Origin of the sequence: Streptomyces tauricus, from assembly GCF_014650955.1 — a bacterium.
GTDB lineage: Bacteria > Actinomycetota > Actinomycetes > Streptomycetales > Streptomycetaceae > Streptomyces > Streptomyces tauricus.
This window is the reverse complement of the sequence record NZ_BMVY01000018.1, coordinates 142,462-165,883: the sequence shown is the minus strand read 5'-3', so window position 1 is coordinate 165,883 and position 23,422 is coordinate 142,462. Positions and strand designations below refer to the sequence as shown.

Annotated in this window: 20 protein-coding genes and 3 pseudogenes; 11 read left to right on the top strand and 12 right to left on the bottom strand. The window is 67.0% G+C overall.

Translation table 11 applies throughout. The features are described from left to right. The first annotated feature begins 1 nt into the window (after position 1). Both chvE and IE278_RS43265 read left to right on the top strand, forming a co-directional pair. Complete coding sequence (chvE, locus tag IE278_RS25600) at positions 2-1,123, top strand: multiple monosaccharide ABC transporter substrate-binding protein (protein WP_373312079.1); 1,122 nt, start codon at positions 2-4, stop codon at positions 1,121-1,123. A gap of 599 nt (positions 1,124-1,722) precedes the next feature. Then, positions 1,723-2,157 (top strand): annotated as a pseudogene (locus tag IE278_RS43265) (hypothetical protein); the annotation flags it as partial. On the opposite strand, the gene IE278_RS25590 reads toward IE278_RS43265, so the two are convergent. After that, entirely contained in the window at positions 2,138-2,431 is a 294-nt protein-coding gene (locus IE278_RS25590; RefSeq protein ID WP_189775589.1) for a DUF1330 domain-containing protein, read from the bottom strand. The pseudogene IE278_RS43265 and the gene IE278_RS25590 sit on opposite strands and share 20 nt — an antisense overlap. 741 nt (positions 2,432-3,172) lie before the next feature. Here IE278_RS25590 and IE278_RS42435 point away from each other — a divergent pair. Further along, positions 3,173-3,316, top strand: a pseudogene (locus tag IE278_RS42435) (Rieske 2Fe-2S domain-containing protein); the annotation flags it as partial. A gap of 76 nt (positions 3,317-3,392) precedes the next feature. Here IE278_RS42435 and IE278_RS25580 read toward each other — a convergent pair. The 5 genes from IE278_RS25580 to IE278_RS43260 form a co-directional block, all read right to left on the bottom strand. Beyond that, positions 3,393-6,347 carry an AfsR/SARP family transcriptional regulator gene (locus IE278_RS25580; RefSeq protein WP_246570629.1) on the bottom strand — a complete coding sequence of 985 codons (2,955 nt, stop codon included), beginning with the start codon at positions 6,345-6,347 and terminating at the stop codon, positions 3,393-3,395. A 392-nt stretch (positions 6,348-6,739) separates the two neighbouring features. After that, a complete protein-coding gene (locus IE278_RS25575) occupies positions 6,740-7,270 on the bottom strand; it encodes a sigma-70 family RNA polymerase sigma factor (RefSeq protein WP_189775588.1) in 531 nt (176 codons plus the stop codon). 180 nt (positions 7,271-7,450) lie between these two features. Further along, positions 7,451-8,422, bottom strand: a complete 972-nt coding sequence (locus IE278_RS25570; protein ID WP_189775587.1) for an SCO0930 family lipoprotein — start codon at positions 8,420-8,422, stop codon at positions 7,451-7,453. 52 nt (positions 8,423-8,474) lie between these two features. Next, positions 8,475-9,488: a CHRD domain-containing protein gene (locus IE278_RS25565; RefSeq protein WP_189775586.1), complete on the bottom strand. Its 1,014-nt coding sequence runs from the start codon at positions 9,486-9,488 to the stop codon at positions 8,475-8,477. A 192-nt stretch (positions 9,489-9,680) separates the two neighbouring features. Then, positions 9,681-9,821, bottom strand: coding sequence for a DUF418 domain-containing protein (locus IE278_RS43260; protein WP_189775609.1), 141 nt, complete (start codon positions 9,819-9,821; stop codon positions 9,681-9,683). A gap of 524 nt (positions 9,822-10,345) precedes the next feature. On the opposite strand from IE278_RS43260, the gene IE278_RS25555 reads away from it, so the two are divergent. Further along, positions 10,346-10,720 (top strand): STAS domain-containing protein, encoded by a 375-nt coding sequence (locus IE278_RS25555; RefSeq protein ID WP_189775585.1) that lies wholly within the window; start codon positions 10,346-10,348, stop codon positions 10,718-10,720. A 342-nt stretch (positions 10,721-11,062) separates the two neighbouring features. Here the strand turns inward: IE278_RS25555 and IE278_RS25550 are convergent, their stop codons facing one another. The 3 genes from IE278_RS25550 to IE278_RS25540 form a co-directional block, all read right to left on the bottom strand. Further along, positions 11,063-11,329, bottom strand: coding sequence for a hypothetical protein (locus tag IE278_RS25550; protein WP_189775584.1), 267 nt, complete (start codon positions 11,327-11,329; stop codon positions 11,063-11,065). A 21-nt stretch (positions 11,330-11,350) separates the two neighbouring features. Further along, positions 11,351-12,157 carry a beta-ketoacyl-ACP synthase 3 gene (locus IE278_RS25545; protein ID WP_246570627.1) on the bottom strand — a complete coding sequence of 269 codons (807 nt, stop codon included), beginning with the start codon at positions 12,155-12,157 and terminating at the stop codon, positions 11,351-11,353. 180 nt (positions 12,158-12,337) lie between these two features. Beyond that, a complete protein-coding gene (locus tag IE278_RS25540; RefSeq protein WP_246570619.1) occupies positions 12,338-14,116 on the bottom strand; it encodes a fatty acyl-AMP ligase in 1,779 nt (592 codons plus the stop codon). 832 nt (positions 14,117-14,948) lie between these two features. On the opposite strand from IE278_RS25540, the gene IE278_RS25535 reads away from it, so the two are divergent. The 7 genes and pseudogenes from IE278_RS25535 to IE278_RS25505 form a co-directional block, all read left to right on the top strand. Further along, on the top strand, positions 14,949-15,860 hold the full coding sequence (locus tag IE278_RS25535) for an alpha/beta fold hydrolase (RefSeq protein ID WP_189775582.1): 912 nt from the start codon (positions 14,949-14,951) through the stop codon (positions 15,858-15,860). Continuing rightward, the gene (locus IE278_RS25530; protein WP_189775581.1) at positions 15,857-16,099 is read left to right on the top strand and encodes a hypothetical protein; all 243 of its coding nucleotides are present in this window, start codon (positions 15,857-15,859) and stop codon (positions 16,097-16,099) included. Before IE278_RS25535 ends, IE278_RS25530 begins: the two co-directional genes overlap by 4 nt. Before the next feature lie 46 nt (positions 16,100-16,145). Beyond that, the gene (locus IE278_RS43255) at positions 16,146-16,874 is read left to right on the top strand and encodes a wax ester/triacylglycerol synthase domain-containing protein (protein ID WP_189775580.1); all 729 of its coding nucleotides are present in this window, start codon (positions 16,146-16,148) and stop codon (positions 16,872-16,874) included. Further along, complete coding sequence (locus tag IE278_RS25520) at positions 16,871-17,578, top strand: WS/DGAT domain-containing protein (RefSeq protein WP_189775579.1); 708 nt, start codon at positions 16,871-16,873, stop codon at positions 17,576-17,578. Before IE278_RS43255 ends, IE278_RS25520 begins: the two co-directional genes overlap by 4 nt. 43 nt (positions 17,579-17,621) lie before the next feature. After that, a complete protein-coding gene (locus IE278_RS25515) occupies positions 17,622-18,752 on the top strand; it encodes a radical SAM family protein (protein ID WP_189775578.1) in 1,131 nt (376 codons plus the stop codon). Continuing rightward, positions 18,742-20,001 carry a cytochrome P450 gene (locus IE278_RS25510; RefSeq protein ID WP_189775577.1) on the top strand — a complete coding sequence of 420 codons (1,260 nt, stop codon included), beginning with the start codon at positions 18,742-18,744 and terminating at the stop codon, positions 19,999-20,001. The genes IE278_RS25515 and IE278_RS25510 overlap by 11 nt, the downstream gene beginning before the upstream one ends. A gap of 203 nt (positions 20,002-20,204) precedes the next feature. Continuing rightward, positions 20,205-20,623, top strand: a pseudogene (locus IE278_RS25505) (transposase); the annotation flags it as partial. A 35-nt stretch (positions 20,624-20,658) separates the two neighbouring features. Here the strand turns inward: IE278_RS25505 and IE278_RS25500 are convergent. The 3 genes from IE278_RS25500 to IE278_RS25490 form a co-directional block, all read right to left on the bottom strand. After that, positions 20,659-21,345, bottom strand: coding sequence for a hypothetical protein (locus IE278_RS25500; protein ID WP_189775575.1), 687 nt, complete (start codon positions 21,343-21,345; stop codon positions 20,659-20,661). A 614-nt stretch (positions 21,346-21,959) separates the two neighbouring features. Further along, positions 21,960-22,559, bottom strand: coding sequence for an acyl-CoA dehydrogenase family protein (locus IE278_RS42430; RefSeq protein ID WP_246570635.1), 600 nt, complete (start codon positions 22,557-22,559; stop codon positions 21,960-21,962). Between the two features lie 212 nt (positions 22,560-22,771). Continuing rightward, a complete protein-coding gene (locus IE278_RS25490; RefSeq protein WP_194709345.1) occupies positions 22,772-23,392 on the bottom strand; it encodes a TetR/AcrR family transcriptional regulator in 621 nt (206 codons plus the stop codon). Positions 23,393-23,422: the final 30 nt, after the last annotated feature.

Here is a 23,422-nt window from a genome sequence, read left to right as displayed (position 1 = left end):
AATCGTCAAACCGGTCACGCCCAACCAGCGCACCTCAACAAGATCGTGTTACGAGCTCTCAGTAGTGCTTCTCGCTTTAGCTTTCTCGGCTTGCGGACAGAACGACAACGGAGACGATGAGGACAACGCCAAGGGAGCCACCATCGGCGTCGCGATGCCGACGAAGTCCTCCGAGCGCTGGATAGCCGACGGCGCGAACCTCAAGAAGGAACTGGAGGCGAAGGGGTACAAAGTAAAACTAGTTTTCGGTGAAGACGACCCTGATCAGCAAGTTTCTCAGATCGAGAACTTGATCACGCAGGGCGTCAAGGCATTGGTCATCGCGGCCATAGACAACAAATCCTTGAACAACGTGACCCAGCAGGCCGCCGACGCCGACATTTCGGTAATCGCCTACGACCGGCTCATCCTGGGCACCAAGAACGTGGACTACTACGCTTCCTTCGACAACGAGAAGGTGGGCGAACTGCAAGGCGGATACATCGCCAAGAAGCTTGGGCTGGAAGATGGATCCGAGAAGAAATACAATATTGAGCTCTTCGCGGGTTCGAACGACGACAACAATACGCGATATTTCTTCAACGGCGCGATGAAGGTTCTGCAGCCCTACATCGACAAGAAACAGCTTGTCGTCAAGTCCGGCCAGACCGACCTCAATCAGATAACCACTCTCCGATGGGACGGTGCCACCGCGCAGAAGCGCATGGAGGACATCCTCACCTCGTCCTACAAAAACGGCAAGGTCGACGCGATACTCTCGCCCTACGACGGCATCTCCATCGGCATCATATCCGCACTCAAGTCAGATGCCTACGGTTCGAAAACAAAACCCTGGCCGGTCATCACGGGTCAGGACGCCGAACTCGCCTCAGTGAAGTCGATCATAGCAGGGCAACAGACAGAGACCGTCTACAAAGACCTGCGGAAACTTGCCAAAGTGACCGCCAACATGGTCGACGCAAAACTCAATAATAAAAAACCCGAAATAAACGACACGAAGAGTTACAACAATCTGGAGAAGGTGGTCCCCGCCTACCTGCTGCCCCCGGTCAACGTGGACAAGTCTAATTATGTGGAAGCGCTCATCGAAGATGGATACTACACAGCGGATGATCTCAAATAGCAGAGCGACCGGCGCCTCCACGTCGTTCGAATAGAAGCCTGCCGTGTGAACATGGGCCTCGTCGAGCATCTCGCCTTCGAACGTCACAGCGCTGATCCCGTTCGACTGCGCCGCCTCGACCGTCGCGACCAGGCGTGCGCAGCGGGCGAATTCTTCGGGGGCGGGGAGAGAACACCTTGTTGATCACAGGGATGTGGGAAGGGTGGATCGCCGAAGAAAGACACTGAACAAGCATCCATCGCCTGCCCTCGGGAAGCCCGCCGATGCCCGGACAGGGGCTCGTTCCGTCATATGACGAGTCCCTGGTCAACGCCCCTGTGAGAACCGGACCCCTGTCCGGGACGTGGTCGTCACAAGTTGAGTCCTGTGCAGAAAGGACGCGAGGTGAATGCCTCGCGAACATGGCCATGCCGATCTGCGCTCAACTCTCAACTCGTGGGCAACAACGCCCGGATCACGCTCACCACCCCTCAGGAGCTCCGTGCAGTCCGCACAACCTGCACACCATCCAGCGCGACAGCACAAGGCCACTGGTTCCTGCGTACGCGCGAGAGCTATGAACTGTGACTCCGCCAGCCACCAGCCGCCAGCACTCGGCGGCGCTGCGCGACGGAGCCTGTGGGTTCCTCCTCAAGGACTCCGGCCCCGAACTGCTGCTCGCCGTGGTGGCCTCGTTCGCCGGTGGTGACGCGCTCTTCGCGCCCAGTGTCACCCGCCTCCTCATCGAGGCGTACGCCCGCCAGGCCGCCGGCCAGCAGTCCGCGGACCGCGACACTCACCTCAACCGCCCGATGACCAAGCTGGACTTGAGCGGCAGAGCACAAGCAGCAGTGGTGGCGTACAGGTCAAGTCTCGTGCCCTCGGGCGGATGGATGCCGGATACTCCGGCACTCCCCCCCCCAGGCCACTCTGGCGACTTTCGACCTCGACGGGCAGGTCCAGTAGCTGTGGCTCCTGCCCGAAGAGGACAACACATACTCGGTGAACTTCAGCGAAGGTCCACCTGGGTCTATGTCAGTCGATGCCTTCGATGATACGGAAGTCGCGCTCGACGCCGTCCGAGAGAGCGACCAACGCCTCCTGGTAGGCCGCACTCTCGTGCGCCGCGACGGCCTGCTCGAAGCTGTCGAACTCGATCAGGACGGTGCGCTCGGCGATTCCGGCGTCATGCGCCACGACCCGACCGCCACGGGCGAGGACCCGACCGCCCCCGGCCTCGACGGCCGCAGTGGCCAGCTCGCTGTAAGCAGCCAGCTTCTCAGGGTCTGAAACGGTGCGATACGCGCTGACCCAGTAGCCCTTGGGCATGGAACCTCCAGTGGTGGGATGCCAGTGCGGGGATGAGCCCATCTGGCTTACGGGTTGGTCTCGGTCGAGCGTCGGCGGGCGAGCGCCAGGCTTGCCGGCGTCGTGATCGTCGTGGCGCCGATGCCGACCAGCGCCATGGTGGTGTAGGCGCTGTTGCCGGGAAAGGGGCGGCCCCTCAGCGAGGATACGGCCGCCGATGGCGCTAGCCAGGGAAAACCCGACGCTGCGGACGGTGTAGTTGAAACTCATGGCGATCGACATCTCGCTCTTGGGAGCGACCGAAGGCTGTTCTTGACGGCCACGGTCAATAGCGGCGGGTCCGGAGAGACGCCGGCGGTCGTGGTGGCGACAACCAGTGCGTGGCCCTCTGCGTCCCCCTGGCCCCGAGCAAACTGAACGGCGCTGGGGAACCCTGCGAAGGACTGCTTCACCTGCTCACCATGACCACGGGTGGGGTCATCGTGCGCCTGTGCTGATGCCGCTGGCCCCTGCAAGGAGTTCAAGGGCGCAGATCCGGTTTCCGGTGCCCGGGATGGAGGGGTTGACCATGCGGTTGTCGGTTCCCTGGGGCGCGGCGAGGTCCTTGAGCTTTGTTCGGCCTCCTCTCCGGCGCCGGTCAGGATGCGTCCCCGGTTGTGATTGATCAGTTGCTGCTCTTGGGCAGTCAGGGCTGCGGCGTGGGCCTCCTCCGCTGAGGGCAGCAGCACGCCGGGCCCTGGTCTCCAGCCAGGCCGGCCAGAGCGGACCGAGGACGACGGCCGGGCCGTCGCGCTGCACGACCGGTGTGTGCACCGCCGCTGTCCGTTGTTCGTCAGCGGGCTCGACGGCGACCGGATCGTCTGCGGGCACCACGGCTTCACGTACGACACGGCGAGTGCGTGCGTGCAGACGGTGGTACGTGAGGGGCAGGGGCCCGGCCGCGGGCGTGGAGCCGGGGGGATGGGGGCCGGCCCGCCCGTCCTCAGATGTTGATGGTGACCGGCCCGCTCCTTGAAGGAACCTCGTCGTGTTCCTCCAGCAGTTCGCGCAGCCTGTCGGCGTCGGTGTGGCCGAGGACGTCGAGTATCGCGAGTGCCTCGTTCCACGCCCGGCGGGCCTCCTGCGGGGACGTGACGGCGAGTGCTTCACCGCGGTGGACGAGGGTGTCGGCGATCAGCGAGGCGTCGTTGAGGGCGCGGTAGTGGGTGAGCGCGTGGTCGAAGGCCTCCAGCGCCTCGTCGTGCTGTCCGAGGCGGTGGTGCGCGACACCCATGGTGTCCCAGGCCGCCGCCTCGATGTTCCTGTTGCCGGACCTGTGCGCGATGCGGACGGCGCGGCGGCAGTCCCCCAGCGACTCCTCGTACTCGTGCAGGAGCAGGCGGGTCCAGGCCACTTCGTTGGTGACGCTCGCGATGCCGACGTAAGCCCGTGTCCTCGTGTACAGGGCGCAGGCGATCTTGTACTGCGCCAGTGCCTCGCGGTGGTCCTGCCGGACGTTCGCCAAGAACGCCAGGTACCGGTGGGTCAGCGCCGTGAAGGGGACATCACCCAGGTCGGTGAACAGTTCCAACGCCCGTTCCAGGTGCGCGGCTCCCCGCGCGTGGTCGTTCGTCCGGACGTGGGCGAAGCCGAGAACACGATGCATGTGGGCCTCGCCCAGTGTCTCTCCGAGCCGCTGCGCGCCGGCGAGTGCCGTGGTGTGCAGCTCGATCTGTTCCTCACGGCGCCCACGCCGGTCGAGGACGAGTTCCAGGGTCGCCGCCATGCGCCAGGCGTGCGCGCCCGTGCCGTGACCGCTGTCCCGGGTGATCACCGCCTCCAGCGCCGGCATCTCCCGCACGAGCCACTTCGCCGCGCTGTCCGTGTCGCTGAACGACAGGACCTGCGTGCCGGGGGCGGCGTCGGGCAGCGGGAGAGGTTCCCGATGCGTGTACAGCTGGGTGGCCGCGCCGCGCGCGCTGTGCAGGTAGTGGTCGAAGAGCCGGCGGCGGGCGTCCTCACGGGCTTCGGGCGGGTCCTCGGCCAGGGAGAGCTCCTGGCTGAAGGTCCGCAGCAGTTCGTGCGAGCCGTAGAGACCGGGCGCGGGCTCGGTCCACAGGCTGGCCCGGGTGAGCTCGGACAGCACAGGGCGCGTCTGTGCGGTCGTCAGCCCCGCGAGGCTCGCCACGGCCTGCGCGGAGACGTCGTGGGGCGGACACAACCACAGCAGCCGGAAGAGCCCGGCCGCCGCCGGAGTCAGCGTGCGGTACGACCAGGAGAAGACCGCTCGGGTGTCGGTGGCCGGGTCACCGACGGCGAAGACGCCGAGGTCGTCGCGGCTCTCCGCCAGCTCCGCGGCGATGTCCGCGAGCGGTGCGGACGGGTGGCCCTCCGCACGCGCACACACGATCGCCAGGGCGAGGGGCAGCCGGCCGCACTGCTCGGCGATGCGGACCGCCGCCTGCCGGTCGGCGGTGACGCGCGCCGCGCCCAGCCGCTTCGTCATGAACTCGATGGATTCGGTGACGGTCAGGATGTCCAGGCGCAGGGAACGCGCTCCGTTGGCGGCGACGAGTCCGTACAACTGCTCCCGACTGGTGATCACCGTGACGCACGTCGGTGTCCCCGGCAGCAGAGGACGTACCTGTTCGGCGCTGCGGGCGTTGTCGAGGACCACAAGCACACGCCGTCCGGCCAGCATGCTGCGGTACAGGGCGGCCTGGCCGTCGAGGCTCGGCGGGATGTCCTCCGCCGGTACGCCGAGGGCTTCCAGGAAGTAGCAGATCGCGGCCGACGGCGTGAGCGCGACTCCCGCCGGGTCGTATCCGCGCAGATTGACGTACAGCTGTCCGTCGGGAAAGTGCCGGGTGTTGCTGTGGGCCCAGTGCAGAGCGAGCGTGGTCTTCCCCACGCCCGGCGCGCCGCCGATCGCGCTGATGACGACGGTGGCCGGCGTGCCGCCGTCGGCCGGCAGCAGGTCACGCATCCAGTCGAGTTCGGCTCTCCTGCCGGTGAACGCGTGCAGGTCTGCGGGGAGTTGGGCAGGACGTACCCGGGGGGTCGCCCCCGGGCCGGCCCCCGGACTCGCACCCCGGCTCCCACCTGGGGAGGATGCGCCGCTGGTGTCCGCGGCCTTCGGATCGCCGGAGCGGGACGTCCTCGTCGGTACGACGGTGCCGCGCAGCACGCGGATCTGGGCCTCGCGCAGTTCGGAACCGGGATCGACACCCAGTTCGCTCGTGAGCCGGGACCGGACGACCTGGTAGTGGTCCAGGGCCTGAGCCGCCAGCCCTTCGGCGGCGAGGACGAGGACGAGCCGCGCCTGGAGGCACTCGTTCAACGGTTCGCTCTCGGCCGCCCGCCTGACCAGCGGGAACACCCTGGACGTGTCGCCCGCGGCCAGCGCCGCGTCAGCGGCGTCCCTGGCCGCGTGCGGATACTCGGCGTCGATTCCTGCGAAGACCGCGTGGGAATACGCCGTACGGGGAAGCCCTTCCGCGGTCCGCCCCAGCCACAGGGAGAGCGCCCGGACGAACAGGCCGGTGGCTTCCGCGGGCCGCCCCGCGGCCGAGGCGGTCTGCGCCGCGTCCCGCAGTCTCCGGAACCTCAGCAGATCCAGTGCCTCGTCCTCGGTGTTCAGCCGGTAGCCACCGGCCGCGCGCACCAGGACACGGGCCCCGGTTCTGCCGGTCAGCTCCGGTTCGAGCAGCCTCCTCAGCGCACCGATGTGCCGGTGGACGACGTTGACCGCGTGCTCCGGCGGATCCTCGTCCCATAAGGCGTCGACTATCTGGTGCAGCGGTACCGGCCGGTCCGACCGCACCAGAAGCAGTGCCAGCAACAACCGCTGCTTCGGTGGGCCCAGGCTGAGCTCCGTCGCGTGCCGCCAGGCCCTGAGAGGCCCGAGCACCGAGAAGCGCAGTGCGACGTCCGCCGTGGACTCGTTCTCGGGACTCACTTCTGGTTCTCCCTACAGGTGATCGTCCGGTGCTTACTGCCCCTGCCGAGGGCGCGAAGTACGCCGCTTACGCACAGGTACGGAGCAAGATCCTCAGGCTCTCACCCGGTTGCCTCCCCGTGGTACGGCGGTGACGGACCGGAGACACTCCGTACGTGATCCCGACATCGGGCGGCCTCCCCGACACCGTGGGCCGCCGACGGGCGACCGCGCCTCACACTCTGCACGACCCGGTCGGGTGGACGCCGGACTCGGCCATTTGCGGCCAGTCGAGAAGAAATCGCGCTCGGCGGTCAAGTCCGGCTTTCCGTGGGCCCGTACGCCGAAGGGCCCCACTCGCACGAGTGGGGCCCTTCGGTACGTATCAGCGTGTGTTCGGGAGCGGTGCCAGGTCAGTTCCCCGCGGACGGGAGCCGGTTGCGCAGAGCGCGCAGCGCCAGGTGACGACGTGACCTCACCGTGCCCGACGGGACGTCCAGGATGCGTGCGGTCTCCTCCACGCTGCATCCGTAGATGTAGAGGTAGACGAGCACCTTCCGGTGGTCCGCCGAAACGCCCCGCAGCAGGGAAACAGCCTCCATGGCCGCGTGTGCCGGTTCGGTGTGGTCCTCCTGCGCCGGGTCCCCGCTCTCGGTGGTCACCGTCTCGTGCCGGGCGTAGGCACTTCGCGACCGGTCGATGATCAGGTTCCGCGCGACCTTGAACAGCCAGCCGCGTACGGAACCTTCCCGGCTGAGGAGTCTGTCGGCGTGATGCCACGCCTTGACGAACGTCTCCTGGACGATGTCCTCGGCGAGATGGTGGTCCGAGAGCAGTCTGTGCGCGTAGGCGAGGAGTGCGTCCCTGTGCTGCTCCACCAGGCCGTCCACGAGGTCGGGAGCCGGCGAGGTCGTCGATGGAGCGGTGCCCGCGAGTAGCGTCATGGTGGCTTGTTCCTGGTTCTCTTTCGCACCGGTGCTCCGTCCGGACAGGCGGGGGACTGTCCGGACGCGGAAACACACGGGAGGGATCTGGTTTCGGGACCGACCGTAGGCAAGGGCCAGTGCCGAAAAAGTGACGAGCGGGCCACCGCGGCCGTCACTTTCCCCCGTCATCCCGTGTCCTCACCCCTTCGCCGCGGGCACGGTCCTTCCGCGGTCGCCCCGGGGGATGTCCGCCTTGATCGCGAACCACACCCCTCCCACGCCCTGTCCGTTGGTGTCCCCGGGCTTCTTGTCGCCCTTGAAGGTGTACGCGGGCCAGCAGTTGAAGGACTCCTGCCGGCCTCCGCCCGGAGTGCTGAACGGGAACAGAACCCGGGGGTCAAGCCCCGCGGCCTTCGCGTCCGCCGCCGTGACGGGCTCGCTGGGTGTCCACTTCTCCAGGCACTTCGCGTCACAGGCCGTCTTCATCGGCCAGGGCGTGTCCTTCGTGAACAGGTACAGCGTCCGGCCGTTCCTGTCCTGCAGCACCCGGCCGAGCCCGGGGCTGTTCAGGACGCCCAGGGCGGGCCGCTCGGTGCCCGTTCTCGTGCCGTCCGGAGCCGCGGCGTACCAAGTGTCCTTGATGCCCTGCCCAGCCGTGTCACCCTTTTTGCCGGGAGCGTAGGTGTAGAGAGGCCTGCCGGCGATGGTCATCTGCTCGACCCCGTCGGCACGGGTGATCGAGCCCAGCAGATCCTGCGCCACCCCCTGGGCGGCTGCCGGTTCCCGCGCGGGGACCGGCAGCCAGGTCATCGCGCACGCGTCCGTGCAACTCGACTTGCCGGGACGGCTTTCGTCCGCCCTGGAGACGTACACGGTGCTGCCCTTCGAGTCGACCACGACAGAGCCGAGTTCCGCGTCCCGGCGAACGGAGATGCCCTCGGAGCTCAGGGGCACCGCCGACTCCTTGACCACCTCCAGCTCGAACTTCCCCGACGGCTTCTCCCCGGCCTGAGCCTGCGTCGCACCCCCCTCGCCGGGCCGGTCGGCGCCGCAGGCGGACAGTGCCAGGGCGAGCACCACGGCCCCCGCGGCGAAAGCGGTCCTCCGCTGGTTCCCGTGCAGATGCATGGCGTTGTGCACGAGACTGTACGTGCGGCTGTACGTGTTCATGACCTTCCTCGCTTCGTCCGTACGCGGCACCCCACCCCGAGGTGCCAAGGTGCTACTGGGTGGCGAGGAAGAGGTAGTCGGCGGTGTAGGGCACCTTGGCCGTGGGGTGGGTACCGGCGTCGCAGTTGCCGGCCGGGGCCACGCCGCCTTCGGTGTTGAGCCGCAGGACGGTCCGCGTCTTGGCCAGGAGCCCCTTGTCCGCGCCTGTCTGCGTCGCCTGCAGGATGAGCTCGGGGATGTTGCCCTGGCCGTTGTCGAACTTGTTGAGGACGCTTCCGGTGACTGAGGAGCCGTCGGGCGCGATCCACTGCGGAGGCCCCGCGGGGCCGGGCTTGGCGAAGGTGTGGTCGATGTCGCCCTGGAGGGTGGCTTCGACGTTGTCCTGGGTGAACGCGTAGGTGCCGTCGGGCTGCTTGGTGCAGGCGTAGACCTGGGACCCGCTGACGACCCCGCGCAGGGCCGAGTCCCGGATCGTGCCCGGCAGATCGACACGGCCGGGGAGGGCGAACGCCTGGCCGCGGACGGCGCCACCGGGGAACTCGCCGGTGTGCAGGTTGAAGTAGAACTTCTCGGGGTGGGCCTTGATGTCACGCAGCAGCGCGGCGTCCTTCACCTTCACGGTGCCGTAGACGTGCTTGCTGCCGTCCTTGAGCTTCTCGGTGAAGAACGGGATCCTCACATCGCCGTTGACTCCCCGCCCGCCCTGGTGCAGGTGCGCCAGGGTCGGAGTGTCCGTACCGCTCCACGCCAGCGCGAAGGACACGTCCTGGCCCTGGACGCGCATGAGCGCCACGGCGCGGCCGTCCTTGTCACCGACTGCCGGCTTGCCCTTGACCGGCACCTCGTTGTCACCGGTGAGGACCGAGGCGAAGAACGTGGCCCCGGCCGCGTCCTTGCCGTAGCGGCCGATCGCCCCCGCGGCCTGCGCGGAGTCCGCCGACGCGTGTCCGCCCGCAGACTCGTGGGCCGCCCCGCCCGCGTCGATGTCGTCGCCGTTGCAGGCGGTCAGCATCAGGGCGCCGGTCAGGGCGGACGTGGTGATCAGTGCGAAACGCTTGCTGTTCATGAGGTTCTGCCTCCCCGTGGGTGTCACCGCGGGTGGGTCCGCGGTCCGACACCTGAGACACGGGATACTCGTGCGCTCCGGGTCACCCGGTGACAGTCCTGAGACATTCCTGGAACCGGCCGGAGCCAATTCGGCAGCCGCCGGCTCCTCCCCGGGTTCCGGCCGAGGACCGCGACGGCGGCACCGGAACCCTCATGGCCTCCGCGCCGACGTCACCGTACGCGGCAGCCATGCGACTGGGCCGTACCGGATGCGCCGCGGCCGCCACCGACTGACGACGAACTGGACCGCGTACGGGACGAGGCAACTGATCAGGTCGCTGAGGTGCCCCAGTGTGGTGCCGGGGGCACACGGCGCTGGAAACCACTTTCAGAGCGACCTCCGGCCGTCGGTGCACGCACCAGCCAACTGCCGTTGCCGGCCTGCCGGCTTCGTGAGCGCGCACCTGACGGTCACTGTCATGTCGGCATGCAGCAACGTCAGGCAGGACACCCGACCCGCTGGACGGGATGTGGTCAAGCTGTGGATCCCCGGCAACCACCGAGAGACACACCACCACGAGCCATCGAGTCCAACGAACACGCCGCCTGCCATCACCCAGGATCGATGCCCCAGGATCAGCGGTCCGAACTCGTCCCCCGGTCGTGCGGGGTCCTCCATGCCGGGCACCGGTCCCATCAGCTCCACCTTGCATGTCCCCGTGTCCAGGCTGTACGCGTACCCGATGCGACCACTCGAATGTCTAGCGCAGACGCCGCCCGCCGGTGAATGGTTGTAGCCGGAGGCAGCGGGCAGGATCGCAGCGCCTATCGTGGCGGATCCCTACACGCCCCCTTGAGAGCGCAGTCGAGGAAACGGTGACAGACACCCACGGAGCGACCCGGTCCAGCCGGCTGTCGATCGACCACATCACCCTCGACGGCATCCGCGTGATCGTCCTGCGCGGCGAGATCGACCACACCGGCAAAGAGCCCTTCCTGCAGGCACTCCTGCCCCCTGACGGCACGGCCGCTTCCGCATCTGCGCGCACGGTGCTCGATCTCACCCAGGTGACCTTCATGGACTCCAGCGGCATCACCGTCCTGGTCGCCGCCTACCAGGCCGCGACCCGGGCCGGAGGATGGCTGCGCATCGCCGGCGCCCAGGGAAGCCGTCCTACGCGTCCTGCAATCGTCGGACTCGACACCGTCATCGACTGCCACCCCACCCTCGACGACGCCCTCACCGCCTGAACGCGACCACACCGCCAGCCCCTGGCCGCCGACCGGTCTGGGTGGCCGACGAGACCGCTGTCAACGATGCCGGCCCACCGGACGGCCACATCCGCGTGACGGGCAGGCGCTGCACGGTGACGTCTGCTGCCGCGATCGCGCGCCCGCGTCACCGGTCCCCAGGAGTTGCTCTGTGCGGCGCTGCTTCCATGCCGTCGTGCGGCGCTTCCAGGACCTGCCACCCTGCAAGCAGGGTGGCTCTTTTCCTGCACGGCCTGAATCGTTCGCCCCGCGGTCACTCGCCTTGGTACGCGATCGGGAGTGTTCGAGGGTCTGTAACAGGAAGCGGTGCCCGTTGGCCGGTCACCGGCTGGAGGTGACCTTCTCGAAGGTGAACTCGACGCCGTGCGCCGTGTCGGTCCTGTCGAGCTGGACCACCACTTTGGACTGCGTGCCGGGCTTCGAAACGGTCCACATGAAGCCCTCCGAGCACTTCTTCCCCTGTTTACCCGACACGCTCCCCGCGAGCATGATCCGGTAGGTGTTCTCCTGCTCCAGCCTCGCCGCCCGGCCCTCGCACGGCGGCCGGGCGGGATAGACCGCTGACAGCAGGCCAGCGCCGTCTCCCATAACGCCTCGTAGATCGTTGCATCACGGGAGTTCGACGACCTGCGCGGCATAGGCAAGGTCGGCGCCGAACCCTAGAAGCAGCGCGAGGTCGCCGCTGCGGACGGCTCTCCGGGTCAGTAGGTCGTCCATGGCAAGAGGAATGGACGCGGCCGAGGTATTGCCGCTGTGGGTGATGGTCTTGGCCACGACCGTGTCAGGACTCAAGGACAGCGAGGAGGCCACGGCATTGATGATGCGGAGATTGGCCTGGTGCGGGATGAAGGCCGCTATGTCGTCGAGTTGCACTCCCGCCGCCTCGACGGCCTGCCGGGCGACTTCCGGCAAGCGGGTTGCCGCCCAGCGGTACGATTCCAGACCGGACATGCGCAGAACCGAACGAGTCGTGTCAGACGAGGCTTTTGCCGGCCAGGAACTGTAGGTGCCGGAACGGTGCCGGTGGCCATCAGCGCCCCACACCACCGGGCCGAAGCCAGGAGAGTCTGCGGAGACGACCACGGCGGCCCCGGCACCGTCCGCGAAGAGAAACGCGGTGTCCGGGTCGGAGGAATCGATCAGGTCGCTCATTCGTTCCGAGCCGACGACCAGAACACTGTCGACCTCACCGGCACGCACGAGGGAGTTCGCTTGGGCGAGCGCGTAACTGAATCCCGCGCAGGCTGCGTTGAGGTCGAAGGCACCCGCCGATGGAGCTCCCAGGAATTGGGCGACCCATGGGGCCGCAGCTGGTGTCTGTTCGGTGAAGGACGTGGTCGCCAGCAACACCAGACCGAGGTCGGCGGACTTGACGTCGCCCTGGGCCAGTGCTCGGCGACCGGCCTCGACTGCCATGGCGGACGGACTCGTGTTCGGCTGCGAAGCGGCGTGTGGTGACTCCACAACGGCGCCCTATCCACTGAGGGCTGGCCTTGATGCGTCCACTTATTTCGTCGTTCCTCACCTCACGGGAGGGTCGATAGGCCCCGACTCCGGCGATCCGGGCACCGCCGCGTGACGGGCGTGTATGGAACGTCACTCCTGCGCCTCTTGCCCCAAGGGCCGCGCCGCCATGGAGGGGGAGGGGGAGTTGAGCGCCACCAAGCGGCCTTTCAAATAGGCTTGTTTGCAGGCTTGACGCTGGATCTTGCCGCTGGAGGTCTTCAGGAGCGCTCCACGGCGCACGACCACCACTTCGTGGACCGGTAGCCGATGTGTCTCGTGAATCGCCTGGTGGACCTGGTCGCGCACAGCGTCGAGGCCTGGATCTCGCAGTACTCTGCCGTCGATCTCGACCACCACAATCAGCTGCTCGCGCTGTCCGTCGTCCACGGAGAATGCCACCGCGCAGTTCAGATGCAGCCCTGGCACCGCTTGTTCAGCGGTCAGTTCGATGTCCTGGGGGTAGTGGTTCTGTCCCTGGCGGACAATGACGTCTTTCAGGCGGCCGGTGATGTAGAGCTCTCCGCCTTGTAGATAACCCAGATCGCCGGTGCGCAGATAGCCGCGGGTGGGGCCGGTCTGCGGGAGAAGGGAGGGGGGCCCGGTGTCCTGTGCCGGCTGGGCGCGGAAGACCTCTTCGCTGTCCTGTGGCCGCCCCCGGTAACCGGCGGCCACCGACGGTCCGGTCACCCAGATCTCTCCTACCCGCCCCTCGCCCACCGGGTGCCGGGTGACCGGATCGACGATCAGCAGATCCGTGCCCGGTAAGGGGAGTCCGCAGCTGACCACCGAGTAGGCCCCAGGTGTGGAGGGAGCCGCCGGTTCGACACGTCCGGCGCGCAGGGCCTCAAGGGAAATCCACCCGACAGTGGGGGGCCTCCGGTCCGGAGTGAGGGTCGCGGTCAGAGTGTTCTCGGCCAGCCCGTATCCCGGACACATCGCGCGCCGGTCGAACCCGTAGGGCTTGAAGGCGGCACAGAACGCCTCGATCGCGGCCTGGCGCACCGGTTCGGCGCCGTTACCGGCGAAGCGCCACCGTGACAGGTCGCCGACCTCCGACATGTCACCGCGCAGATCTGCTTGAGCGCACATCTCATAGGCGAAGCTGGGTGCGACGCTGTGGGTGGCCCCGATGCGGGCGACGGCCTCCAGCCATCGGGCCGGACGACGGATGAACGCCTCCGGGGCCATGATGTACGAGGGAACACCCGCGTACAGCGGCAACACGATTCCGAACATCAGGCCCATGTCGTGGAAGTGCGGCAGCCAGCTGACCACCCGGCCCTCGGGCGTCAGCGGGCGCGACTGATCGGTCTGCGCCGCGTTGGCCACGAAGTTCTCGTGCCGGATCATGACGCCCTTGGGATCTCCCGTCGACCCCGAGGTGTACTGCAGCAGCGCGATGTCGCCCGGCGCAGGCGCGGTGACGGACTGGTCGGTGATCGCGGACAAGTCGGTGCTGTCGGTGGGTATGAGAGTCAGCGGCGCCAATTCCGGCGCGTCGGTGAAGCGCTGCTCGACCTCTGCCTTGATCCGTGTGGTGGTCAGCACGACGGAGGTGTCGGCGTCCTGGGCGATCCGCCGGATCTTACGGAGGTGTTCCCGCCGACTGGGCACCTGCACGGGCGCCGCGACGACTCGGCCCTGCATGCAGCCCAGTAACGCCCGAACGAACTCCAGCCCGGCCGGATACATCAACAGCACTCGGCCGCCCGACAGCCCTTTCGTGAGCAGACCGGCCGCCCGCGCGTTCGCCGCGGTATCGAGCTGCCGGTAAGTCATCGAGTCGGCGTTATCTTCACCGTTGCGTAGGAACACGTAGGCGATCTCGTCGGGCCGGGTGTCGACCTGCTCGTGCAAGAGGTCCGTCACCGTCCTGGCGTACACGGCGGTCGTTCTGGGATTCCGGTCCATTACCAAGCTGTCCTCCTGACGAAGAACTGATGCGGTAGGCACACGGGGAATCGAGAGCGCCCGACCGTTTGGATGACCTCAACACACGGTCGGAGCCACGATTTTCCCGAAGTGTCGCTGCGTTCCTGGCCACGGATGTCATGGGGCGCCGGCCGGAACTGCGGAAGGGCGAATCCCTGACTGCAGGCCGGATCCAGGTTTCTCGATCAAACCTGAGGTGGGGCCGCCGAGGACAGGAGACGCCTACGAGCGCTGCTTCATCTTTCCTCGGTCGGTGACGAATTGCACGGGGCGGAAGAGACGAAGCGGTAGCACGAGCTGATTCCCGCGCGCCGTCACCGCACTCCGGGGGCGCACTGCGAGCTCTGCTGGCTAAAGCACACCGGAGTGCGAGGCACACATGGCGACGGCGCTCACGCCGTGCGCGCCGTGCACAGAAATCATTCTCCCAGTAAGGGCTATTGGCTTCTTCCCTTGTTCCAGGTATGCACCACTGCCGCCAGGGCTAGTACGACCTGGACCGGCACGACGTCACGCGGGGGCAGAGGCGCCGGTCGCGCGGGCGCATCAGCGCTCGATTTCTCGCCGCCACGCTTCGCCCGCCCCCTCACTTCCCCTTGCGCGGCGCGCCCATCGCCGTTGACTGTTGATAAACCGCTTAGCGATTCTGAATATCACCTGGCCACCGGCTTGCGCGGGTTTCCGCCGCACACGTCCCTGGATTTGATGCGCACTACGTCTGAGCTGTGATTTCGAACCGGATGCCTCGCCGGAGAGAAAAGAGACAAACGTGTCCACCTACACCCCCCCACCTCATGGCATCCACGAACGTCAGACGCAGACCGAAGGGCGCACCACCGTCTACTTGGAAGCCGGGACCGGCCCGGACCTCCTTCTGCTGCACGGAGACGCGAGCGGATCCTTCGACTGGATCGCGGTGATACCCCAACTGGCCGCCACCCATCATGTGATCGCCCTCGACATGCCCGGTTTCGGCAGGACACCGCCTCTCGACGAACACACGCCGGCCCGGTACACGGCCTTCGTCGAGGCATTCGTCACCGCCATCGGCCTCAAGGACTATTCCGTCATCGGCCATTCCTTCGGGGGAATGATTGCCATTCATCTGGCCCTCGTCGAGGAAAATCACATCAATCGCCTGGTCCTGGTGGCACCCGGCGGACTGGGCCGCAGCGCCAACCCCGTTCAGACTCTGGCCGCATACCCTGTGCTGCGCCGTGCGGCCTTCGCGGCCAGCATGCTGCCGGGTGCCGCGCTGATCAATACCATCACCTGCGCGCTGGGCGCCACATCCCGGCCTTGGAACATCCCACCGCTGTGGTATGTGGACCAGGTCAAGCGAGCAGAAAGTCCCCAGTACATCAGCACGACCCTCGCCGTGGTCGCGAATGCGCTGACACCCTTCGGCCAGCGCTACGACCTGAGGCCCAAGTTGCCCCACCTCCCCATGCCTTCTCTGGTGGTCTGGGGAATCCTCGACTTCGTGGTCCCTGCCTGGCAGGCCGCCTCCGCTTCGCTTCTCCCGCAGGGAAGTCGCCGTCTGATGGCGACGGGCCACTGTCCTCAACTGGAGGCTGCGGACGAATTCCTCAAGGTTGTCCGTCCCTTCCTGAACAGCGGGCGTCAAGGGACCGACGAGCAGGAGGAGCCGGCGGCGTCCGGTGCGGGAAAGACGAAGTGAACCCGCTGCTGAAGGCCCTGTGCGAAGGCGAACTCGTCGAGTTGCCCGCAACCATCGACGAGATCCGGGCCTCCACGCACCCCGCTCACCGCGAAGAGTTCGAGCGAGAGCTCGGCAGCACGGCCTTCAACGCCCTCCCGCACCTGCTCATGCACTGGGCCATCCGGGCCGGCGGTGCCGAACCGGGTACTCCGTTCGCCTCCGTCACCACCGATATGAACATCCCCCCTTTTGTCTGACGGACCGCTCCGCGGGTGGTCGTCCTTGACTGTCCTGAAGGTGGATATGCCTGCTGACACGCACGCCGAGCAGCTCCCCGGTTGGGAGGCGATGGCCACACTGAACGGACTGGAGACCGCGTTCTGGCGTCTCGATACACATGAGGCTCTGCGCTCGCACGCGGTGCTGGTGTGGATCCTGGAACACGCACCGCGCTGGGACAGACTGCTGGCCTGCTTCGACGATGTCACCCGGGTGCTTCCCCGGTTGAGAACACGAGTTGTCGACGCCCCCTGGCAATGGGGATGGGCCGCCTGGCAGGAGGACCCGGCCTTCGATGTCCACCATCACCTGGAGCGGATCCGGTTGCCCTCACCCGGCGGTCGCAGGGAACTCCTCGATCTGGCGGAACGTGTGGGCGCGTCCCCCTTCGACCCCGCGCGTCCCCCGTGGCGGATCGTGCTGGTGGAGGAGTTGGAGGAGGACCGAGCGGCCCTGGTGATCAAAATCCACCATTGCATCACCGACGGCGGCGGACTACGGGAAGCGATGCTCGCCGTTCTTCCCTCATCGCGCCGCAGCCCGAAGAGGTCGTCCGGAGCGTCCGTCCTTCCACTGCAGCGCCCCCGGACCGCACCGGATGACACACCTGGATGTCGCAAGCCCGTGCCCAACTGCACGGTTCGCGTTCGCTGTCGCGTCGCGCTATCACCGCCTGGGCCCATGCCGCATCCGCACTCGGGCGTCAGGCACTGCACCCGGCACGCGTCTCCGGGACCCTCCATACGGCGTTGAGCGAACTGCGCCGCGTCGAAATCCCCACCCCGTCGCCCTTGTTGGCAGGACGCTCGCTGGAGCGTCGGTACGAATCGATCGAGATGCCGCTCGAACAGTTCAAGGCCGCAGGAAAAAGCGTGGGCGCTTCGGTGACCTCCTCGTACATCGCGATCCTGCTGGCCACGTATGCCGACTACCACCGTCACCGCGGCGTCAGTCACGGAACTCTTTCGATGGCCGTGCCCGTCGACCTCAGAAAGAACAAGGGGCACACAGAGAACAACATGGTGGGGGTGGCCTTCCTCGCGGCGCCGTTGACCAGCAAGGACCTGGGCACCCGGATTCGTACGGTGCACCAGTTCCTGCGGGACTCGCGCTCGTCCGGCATGGTGCAGGTCCTGCCGGCACTGGCCGACTTCCTGCCTCTCGTTCCGCCGCCGCTGCTCTCCGCGTTCGTACGACGGATGTCCGCGGCCATCGACGTCGTGCCCAGCAGCATGCCCGGTGTCCTGCGGCCGGCCTATGTCGCCGGTGCGGAGATCATCTCCTGCCTCGCCTTCGGGCCACGGGGAAACAGCGGATGTATCTCCTCACTCATGTCCCACGACACCACGTGCACCCTGAACGTCCATCTGGACCCGGCAGCAGTGTCCGACCTGCCCGCTTTCGCCGATCTTCTGCTCCGGAACACCCAGGAACTGCTCCGGCTCGCCTCCTCCTGACCGAAAGCACTCACCTCACCAAAGCACCGAAAGGAAGAACGGCATGACACGAACTCTCGACGTCGAGCTCCGTCCCAGCCGACACCGTGTGCTGGAACGTGTGAAGGAACTGACCCGCTCCGACCAAGAACTGCAGGACCGCCTGGAGGCGGTCAAGGAATTCTCTGCGAGCGTCCGCAGCGCGGAGGTCTTCATCACGAACGCCTGCAACCTGCGCTGCAAAGGGTGCTGGTTCTTCGAGCACGACATGGACAAGGCCGCCGAGGAAGTCCGCGACCTGGACACCCTGCGAACGTTCGCCCAGCAGCTGCACGCCGGCGGAACCACCAATGTCCTGCTCATCGGCGGAGAACCGGCACTGGTACCCGACCGCATCTCCGTCTTCGTGGAGACGTTCCCCTACGTGTCAGTCGTCACCAACGGAACGAGGCCCGTCCCCTACGACGGGTTCGAGAACATCCAGGTCTTGGTGTCCTTGTGGGGCGGCGGTCCCATCGACGACGCACTACGCGGACACCGGCCCAACGGACAGCCGATCACCGGCCTGTTCGACCTCGGGCTAGGGGCATACCGGAACGACCCGCGTGTGACCTGGGTCTACACCGTGAGCGAGCCGGGACTCTCCCACCTCGAACCGACCGTGCGCGCGATCCAGGACAACGGCAACCAGGTCGTGTTCGGCTTCTACAGCGACTACGGCTCCGACGACCCCACCGCGCTCCAGGAGGGCGACCGGCTGCTGGCCGAAATGACCCGCGTGTGGGAGACCTACCCGGACACGGTGATCGGCCATCCGTACTACTTCAACGCGCTGATCCGGGGCCGTACCCACTGGGGAACCTTCGGCTACGACACCTGCCCCAGCGTCAGCGTCGACCACGAAGCGCACACCGACCGGCTCAAGAACGGAAACCCCGTACTACGGGGGTTCAACACCTACCGGGCCGACCACACCGTCCAGTTCTGCTGCACCTCCGGGAACTGCAGTGGCTGCCGGGACAGCCAGGCCATGTGGAGCTGGATGCTGGTCAACATGCACCACTTCCTGGACAGCACAGAGCAGCTGCGTACCTGGGTGGAGATGGCGGAGAGCTTCTACCGCCAGTACTACTGGTCCCCCTATCGGCCCTCCGGGCACCGTACGCAGGAAACGTCGGACGCCGATGGCGAATGACACTGCGCTGGCTCTCCTGGCCACCCGGATCCGGCTCCTCCAGGATGACCTGCGCGGCGACCTCGGAGCTCACATCCTGCGGCTGCGCCCCGGCGCGGAGGGCTACGCGTCCTATGCGGCCGTCCGTGCCCGGGGCCCGCTGGTCCGCAGCCGGCGCGGCCTGCTGTTCACCGCCACCTGGACGACGGCCAACGCCATCCTGCGCAGCGGTGACTTCGGAACCGTCCCGACCATGGTCTCCGGACAAAACGGCGGCCACGTCACCGAGGATCTCGTCCACCCGCTCGACGAGGCGTTCTTCTCCCTCGACCCACCCCGGCACACCGAACTCCGTGCCGTCGTCGCGCCATGGTTCTCCCGGGACCGGCTGCAGAAGGTCACCGAGCACCTGGAGGAAGACATCGACGCTCGCCTGCGAGGTCTCGCCGGCCAGGGCAGTGTCGACCTCGTCAGCACGCTCGCCGAACCCGTGCCCGTCACCACCGTCTGCCGCCTGCTGGGGCTTCCCGTGGTGGACATGCCGCTCATCACCCGATGGGGCAGACACGTCGCCGCTCTCCTCGACGGACCGAGAACCCGCGCCGACTTCCACCGCCTCCAACGGGTCTACACCGAGATGACACAGTATTTCCGGCTGCATGCCTCGGCCGGGCGGAGCACCGAGGGGCTCCTGACCGGTCTGACCGAACGCTGTCCCGGCCTCCTGAGCGAGCGAGACGTCATCGCCACCTGCGGCATGATGCTCCTGGCCGGGTTCGTCACCACCGTCAACCTCATCGGCAACGCTCTTCACGCCCTGCTGCAAGAACCCCGCCGGAGAGAAGAGGCCGCCGGGAACTGGGCCGCCGTCGTGGAGGAGACCCTGCGCCATTCCTCGCCCGTCCAGTACGTGGTACGCCGAGCCCGCGCCACCACCGACGTGGACGGCCACAAGGTGACGGCGGGAACACCGGTGGTCGTTCTTCTGGCCGGCGCCAACAGGGATCCCGCCGCCTTCGAACGCCCCGATGATTTCGAGGTGAACCGGCCAGGGCCGAGTCGGCACCTCGACTTCGGGGCGGGTATCCACTACTGCCTCGGCGCGACTCTCGCCCGCGCGGAAACACAGACCGTATTGCGTCGCTTCTTCGAGTACTACCCTGACGCGACACCGGCGGCCGGCCGGGTGGCCAGGCCATCACGCGTTCTGTACGGCCCCGCACGGCTCCCGGCCCATCTCAACAGCCGTCCCGGGGCGCGCCGACGTTGACCTCACGGCGCGATGCCGTCCAGGGCAGCAGTGCCTGCGATGGCGCACGTGCTGCTGCCCGCCCGGGCAGGATCCGGCTGGTCCCTGTGGTCTACAGGGTCTACAGCGCCGCTCCCGGTCTACAGGGCCGCTCCCGTCGGCCACACGACGGCAGACTCTTCGACGCCATTTCAGTTGCTGTGATCTTGCGGCAGTCCGGAGTGATGACTGCTGCGCTTGTCGAACGGATGGCACCGGAAAACCCGCTGGTAGTTGTTACAGCGGGTGGTGCCGCCGGCGCCGCCGGTTCGCCCGCAAGGCGGTGGACGTTGTCGGTGAGGACGACCAGGAGGTGCTGGCCGCGATTATCTTCGTGACCAGCTTCGGAATGCACCTGGAACCAGCTGCCACCGGGCTTCGCACTGTCGGGCGTGACCGCCTTCCGCCGGTTCACCGTGTGGACCGAAGGCCCGGGTGCGGGCCAAGCTGCACCGCCCTGGTTTTGGACGAACTCGGTGCTCAGGGCGGCCTGGACTGGACGCAACGCGATGCGCGATCGACTCCCAGGTGCCCCCTTCTCTCCTTCAGTCCTCCAGCCAACCGTCGACGGCCCGACGGCGAACTCACACGGCAATCGGCTACTGCGATCGCTCTCTGCAGGACCGGCCCTGGCTGGGCTCAGGACAGTGGCACCCAGCCGAGGAAGATGTGCCCTGCGATCCCGTAACGCAGAATGTCGTTGGGGCCGGTGACGGAGGTCGGCTCACACGTGGTGGAAATACCCAGCAGCAGCCCGCCCTGTGAACGGCACGCTCTGACGGTGTCCAAGTCCGCCAACGAGAACCACTGGCCATCCAAGCCAGCATCGATATGGATGGTGGATCCGATGAGCCGGGCGCGGGGCGGGGCCTGGTCGGCCACCCAGTTGTCGACGACCAATTCGCGGCCCACCGGGCGGAAGCCGCGGGCCCGCCAATGCCGTTCGGTGTTCACGCTCCAGTCGTCGTCGCTCCTGTCCAGATGTACCGCTTCCAGATGCGGGCAGACGATGAACATCGCCCGAGGGGCACGGTCGCTTCTTTCATCCGCCGGCAGGGTGAAGGACCGGCTGGTCCACGACAGATGTGCGCCCACCACGAGTGAACGGAACTCGTACCAGCCCGAGGGGCGGCAGTCCTGATGACTGAGGGTTAGGCTCAGGAGTGGACCACAGTCGTCGACGGCAAGCGCAGGCGCTTGATCACCAAGTGGTGCTCCACAGGTCTGGCAGTCCCGCTTGTGTAAGTGGAACGCTGCCTGACGGCGGGCATTCTCCGACAGCCGGGACACGATCTCGTCCGCGACGAACAGCTCTGCCACTGCCACCGGACACCACCCTGCCTCAAGGTCGCCTACTACAGCCTGCAGATTGAATCAGGACACCGTCGCCAGGGGCCGCCTGACGGCACGAGGCCCGGCCGCGCTCAACGACCGGGCTCCCACTGGGCTTTTGGCCGAGCGTCCCGCTGAACCAGCCGCCTGTCATCACCCACACGTGTGAACTGTGACTTTGCACTTCAGTTGACGAGTTAGTCGCGCCTGGCGCATCTCGCCCTCCGCTGTCGGCACAGGCAGGACGTAGAACAAACCAAGGCGGTCAAACGATCGGTAAGCCGTTGTCGATGTGTCTGATGCCCGGGCGTGGAAAATACTCACGGGCGGCCGTCGGCAGAAAACACATCGCTTCTCCGGCGGCCACCGTGTGCACCAACGACTCCATGTCGGTGACGACCGGACCGTAGTGAACGCGGCTGCCGTCGGGGCGGGATCGACCGCCCGGAAGTCCCACCACAGCCGCGGAACCTGCGCAGGCATGCCGACGACCGGGATGCCGGAGAGCTGGGCCAGGGTGAGTTGGGGCTGGATCGCCAAGGGGTGATCGGCGCAGAGGCAGGCCACTCGCGGCTCGGTGGCCAGGTGGTGCAGTTCGATGTCGTCCGTCACCGCGGGCGCAGGAAACCACGTCGGCCTCCTGCTGCGCCAGGGCGGACATGCGATCGCCGAAACCGAGGTTGACCAGTTGCACGGTTGTCCTGGGGTGCCGGTCTTGCAGCAGGCCGCGTACGGCACGGGTATGCGGCAGGGACGCCTCGGCTCCCACGGTTCCTACGACAAGTCGTTTGGAGACCTGCCGCAGCTGCGCGTCGGCGACGCGCCGCAGCCGGTCGACCGCCGCGAGCACCGCTCGGGCTTCGGGCAGCAATGCCTGCCCTGCCTCGGTAGTGCGATGGTCCGGCCTTGGCGTTCCACCACGCGCACCCCCAGGCGCTTCTCCAGCCCACCTCGGAGCCGGGGCCGGGTTCCGACATCGAGACGGCCTCGACCCGGCCCTCGACCACACCTTCGAGTACGGTGCGCTTCTGCACCTCGGTGCCGAAGTTCTCGTAGGCCGCGGCCGAGATGACAGTCGGCCCGTAGCCGCTGATGGGCGCCAGTCCGTAGGGGGATTCCTGGAGGAACAGGCAGAGGTCCGTCAACCCCCGACCCGCGCCTCCGTACTCCTCCGGGATCGCTGTGCCGAGCCCGCCCAGCGCGGCCATCTTCTTGTACAGCTTCTGGTTGTGCTGTTCCTGGCCGCCTGCGGTCCGTTTGTCGCGCTGCTCCCTCGTTCCGCACGCGACAGCGGAAAGCGGCGATCGTCTTGAGCAGATCACGTCGTTCGTCTGACAGGACTCGGGGCATGACGCTCTCTTCCTTCGGCAGGGGCCGTAAAGATGTTTCGCCGTAAGGGTGTTCTGCCGTAGAGGGGTTCTCACTCGTCCCGCAAGGCGGGGAAGACGGTGTCGACCAGGTGGAGCACGGTGCGGGTCAGCATCACGTGCAGGTCGCTGCGGCTGAGGGTGCCGCGCACCAGCCATTCGCGGGAGGCGGCCTTCAGCATGCTGCTGTGGGCGCGGACCATCGCCCGCAGCTTCTGCCGGCCCTCGGTGACGTCCGTCATCATCGCCGCCTCAAGAACACGGTCGGTGGCGATCTCGTCGGCTTCGAGCATGATCTGGTCGATCTCCGGATCGTTGCCCAGAGCTTCCAGGCCGATCGCGGACAGCCACATGTCCCGGTTGCGGTCCACGACTTCGAGCCAGCGGTCGACGCAGATCGACACGCGCTCCTCGGCCGTGGTCGGCGGGAGCCGCTCGGAGACGGAGGCCGGGACGACCATCATCTGCCGGACGACCTCCAGGTAGAGTTGCCGCTTGCTGCCGAAGTAGTGGCTGACCAGAGCACGCGCCACACCGGCCTCGGCGGCGATGTCCGCGATGGACACCGTGGTGTAGCTGTTGGCGCCGAACAGTCTGCGTGCGACACCGAGTATCTCGGCGCGCCGGGCGTCCGGCTCCATCCGGCGTCGCTGAGCTTCGCGCTGAACGCCCATGTGATCATTTCTCCTTCGTGCCGGTGTGTC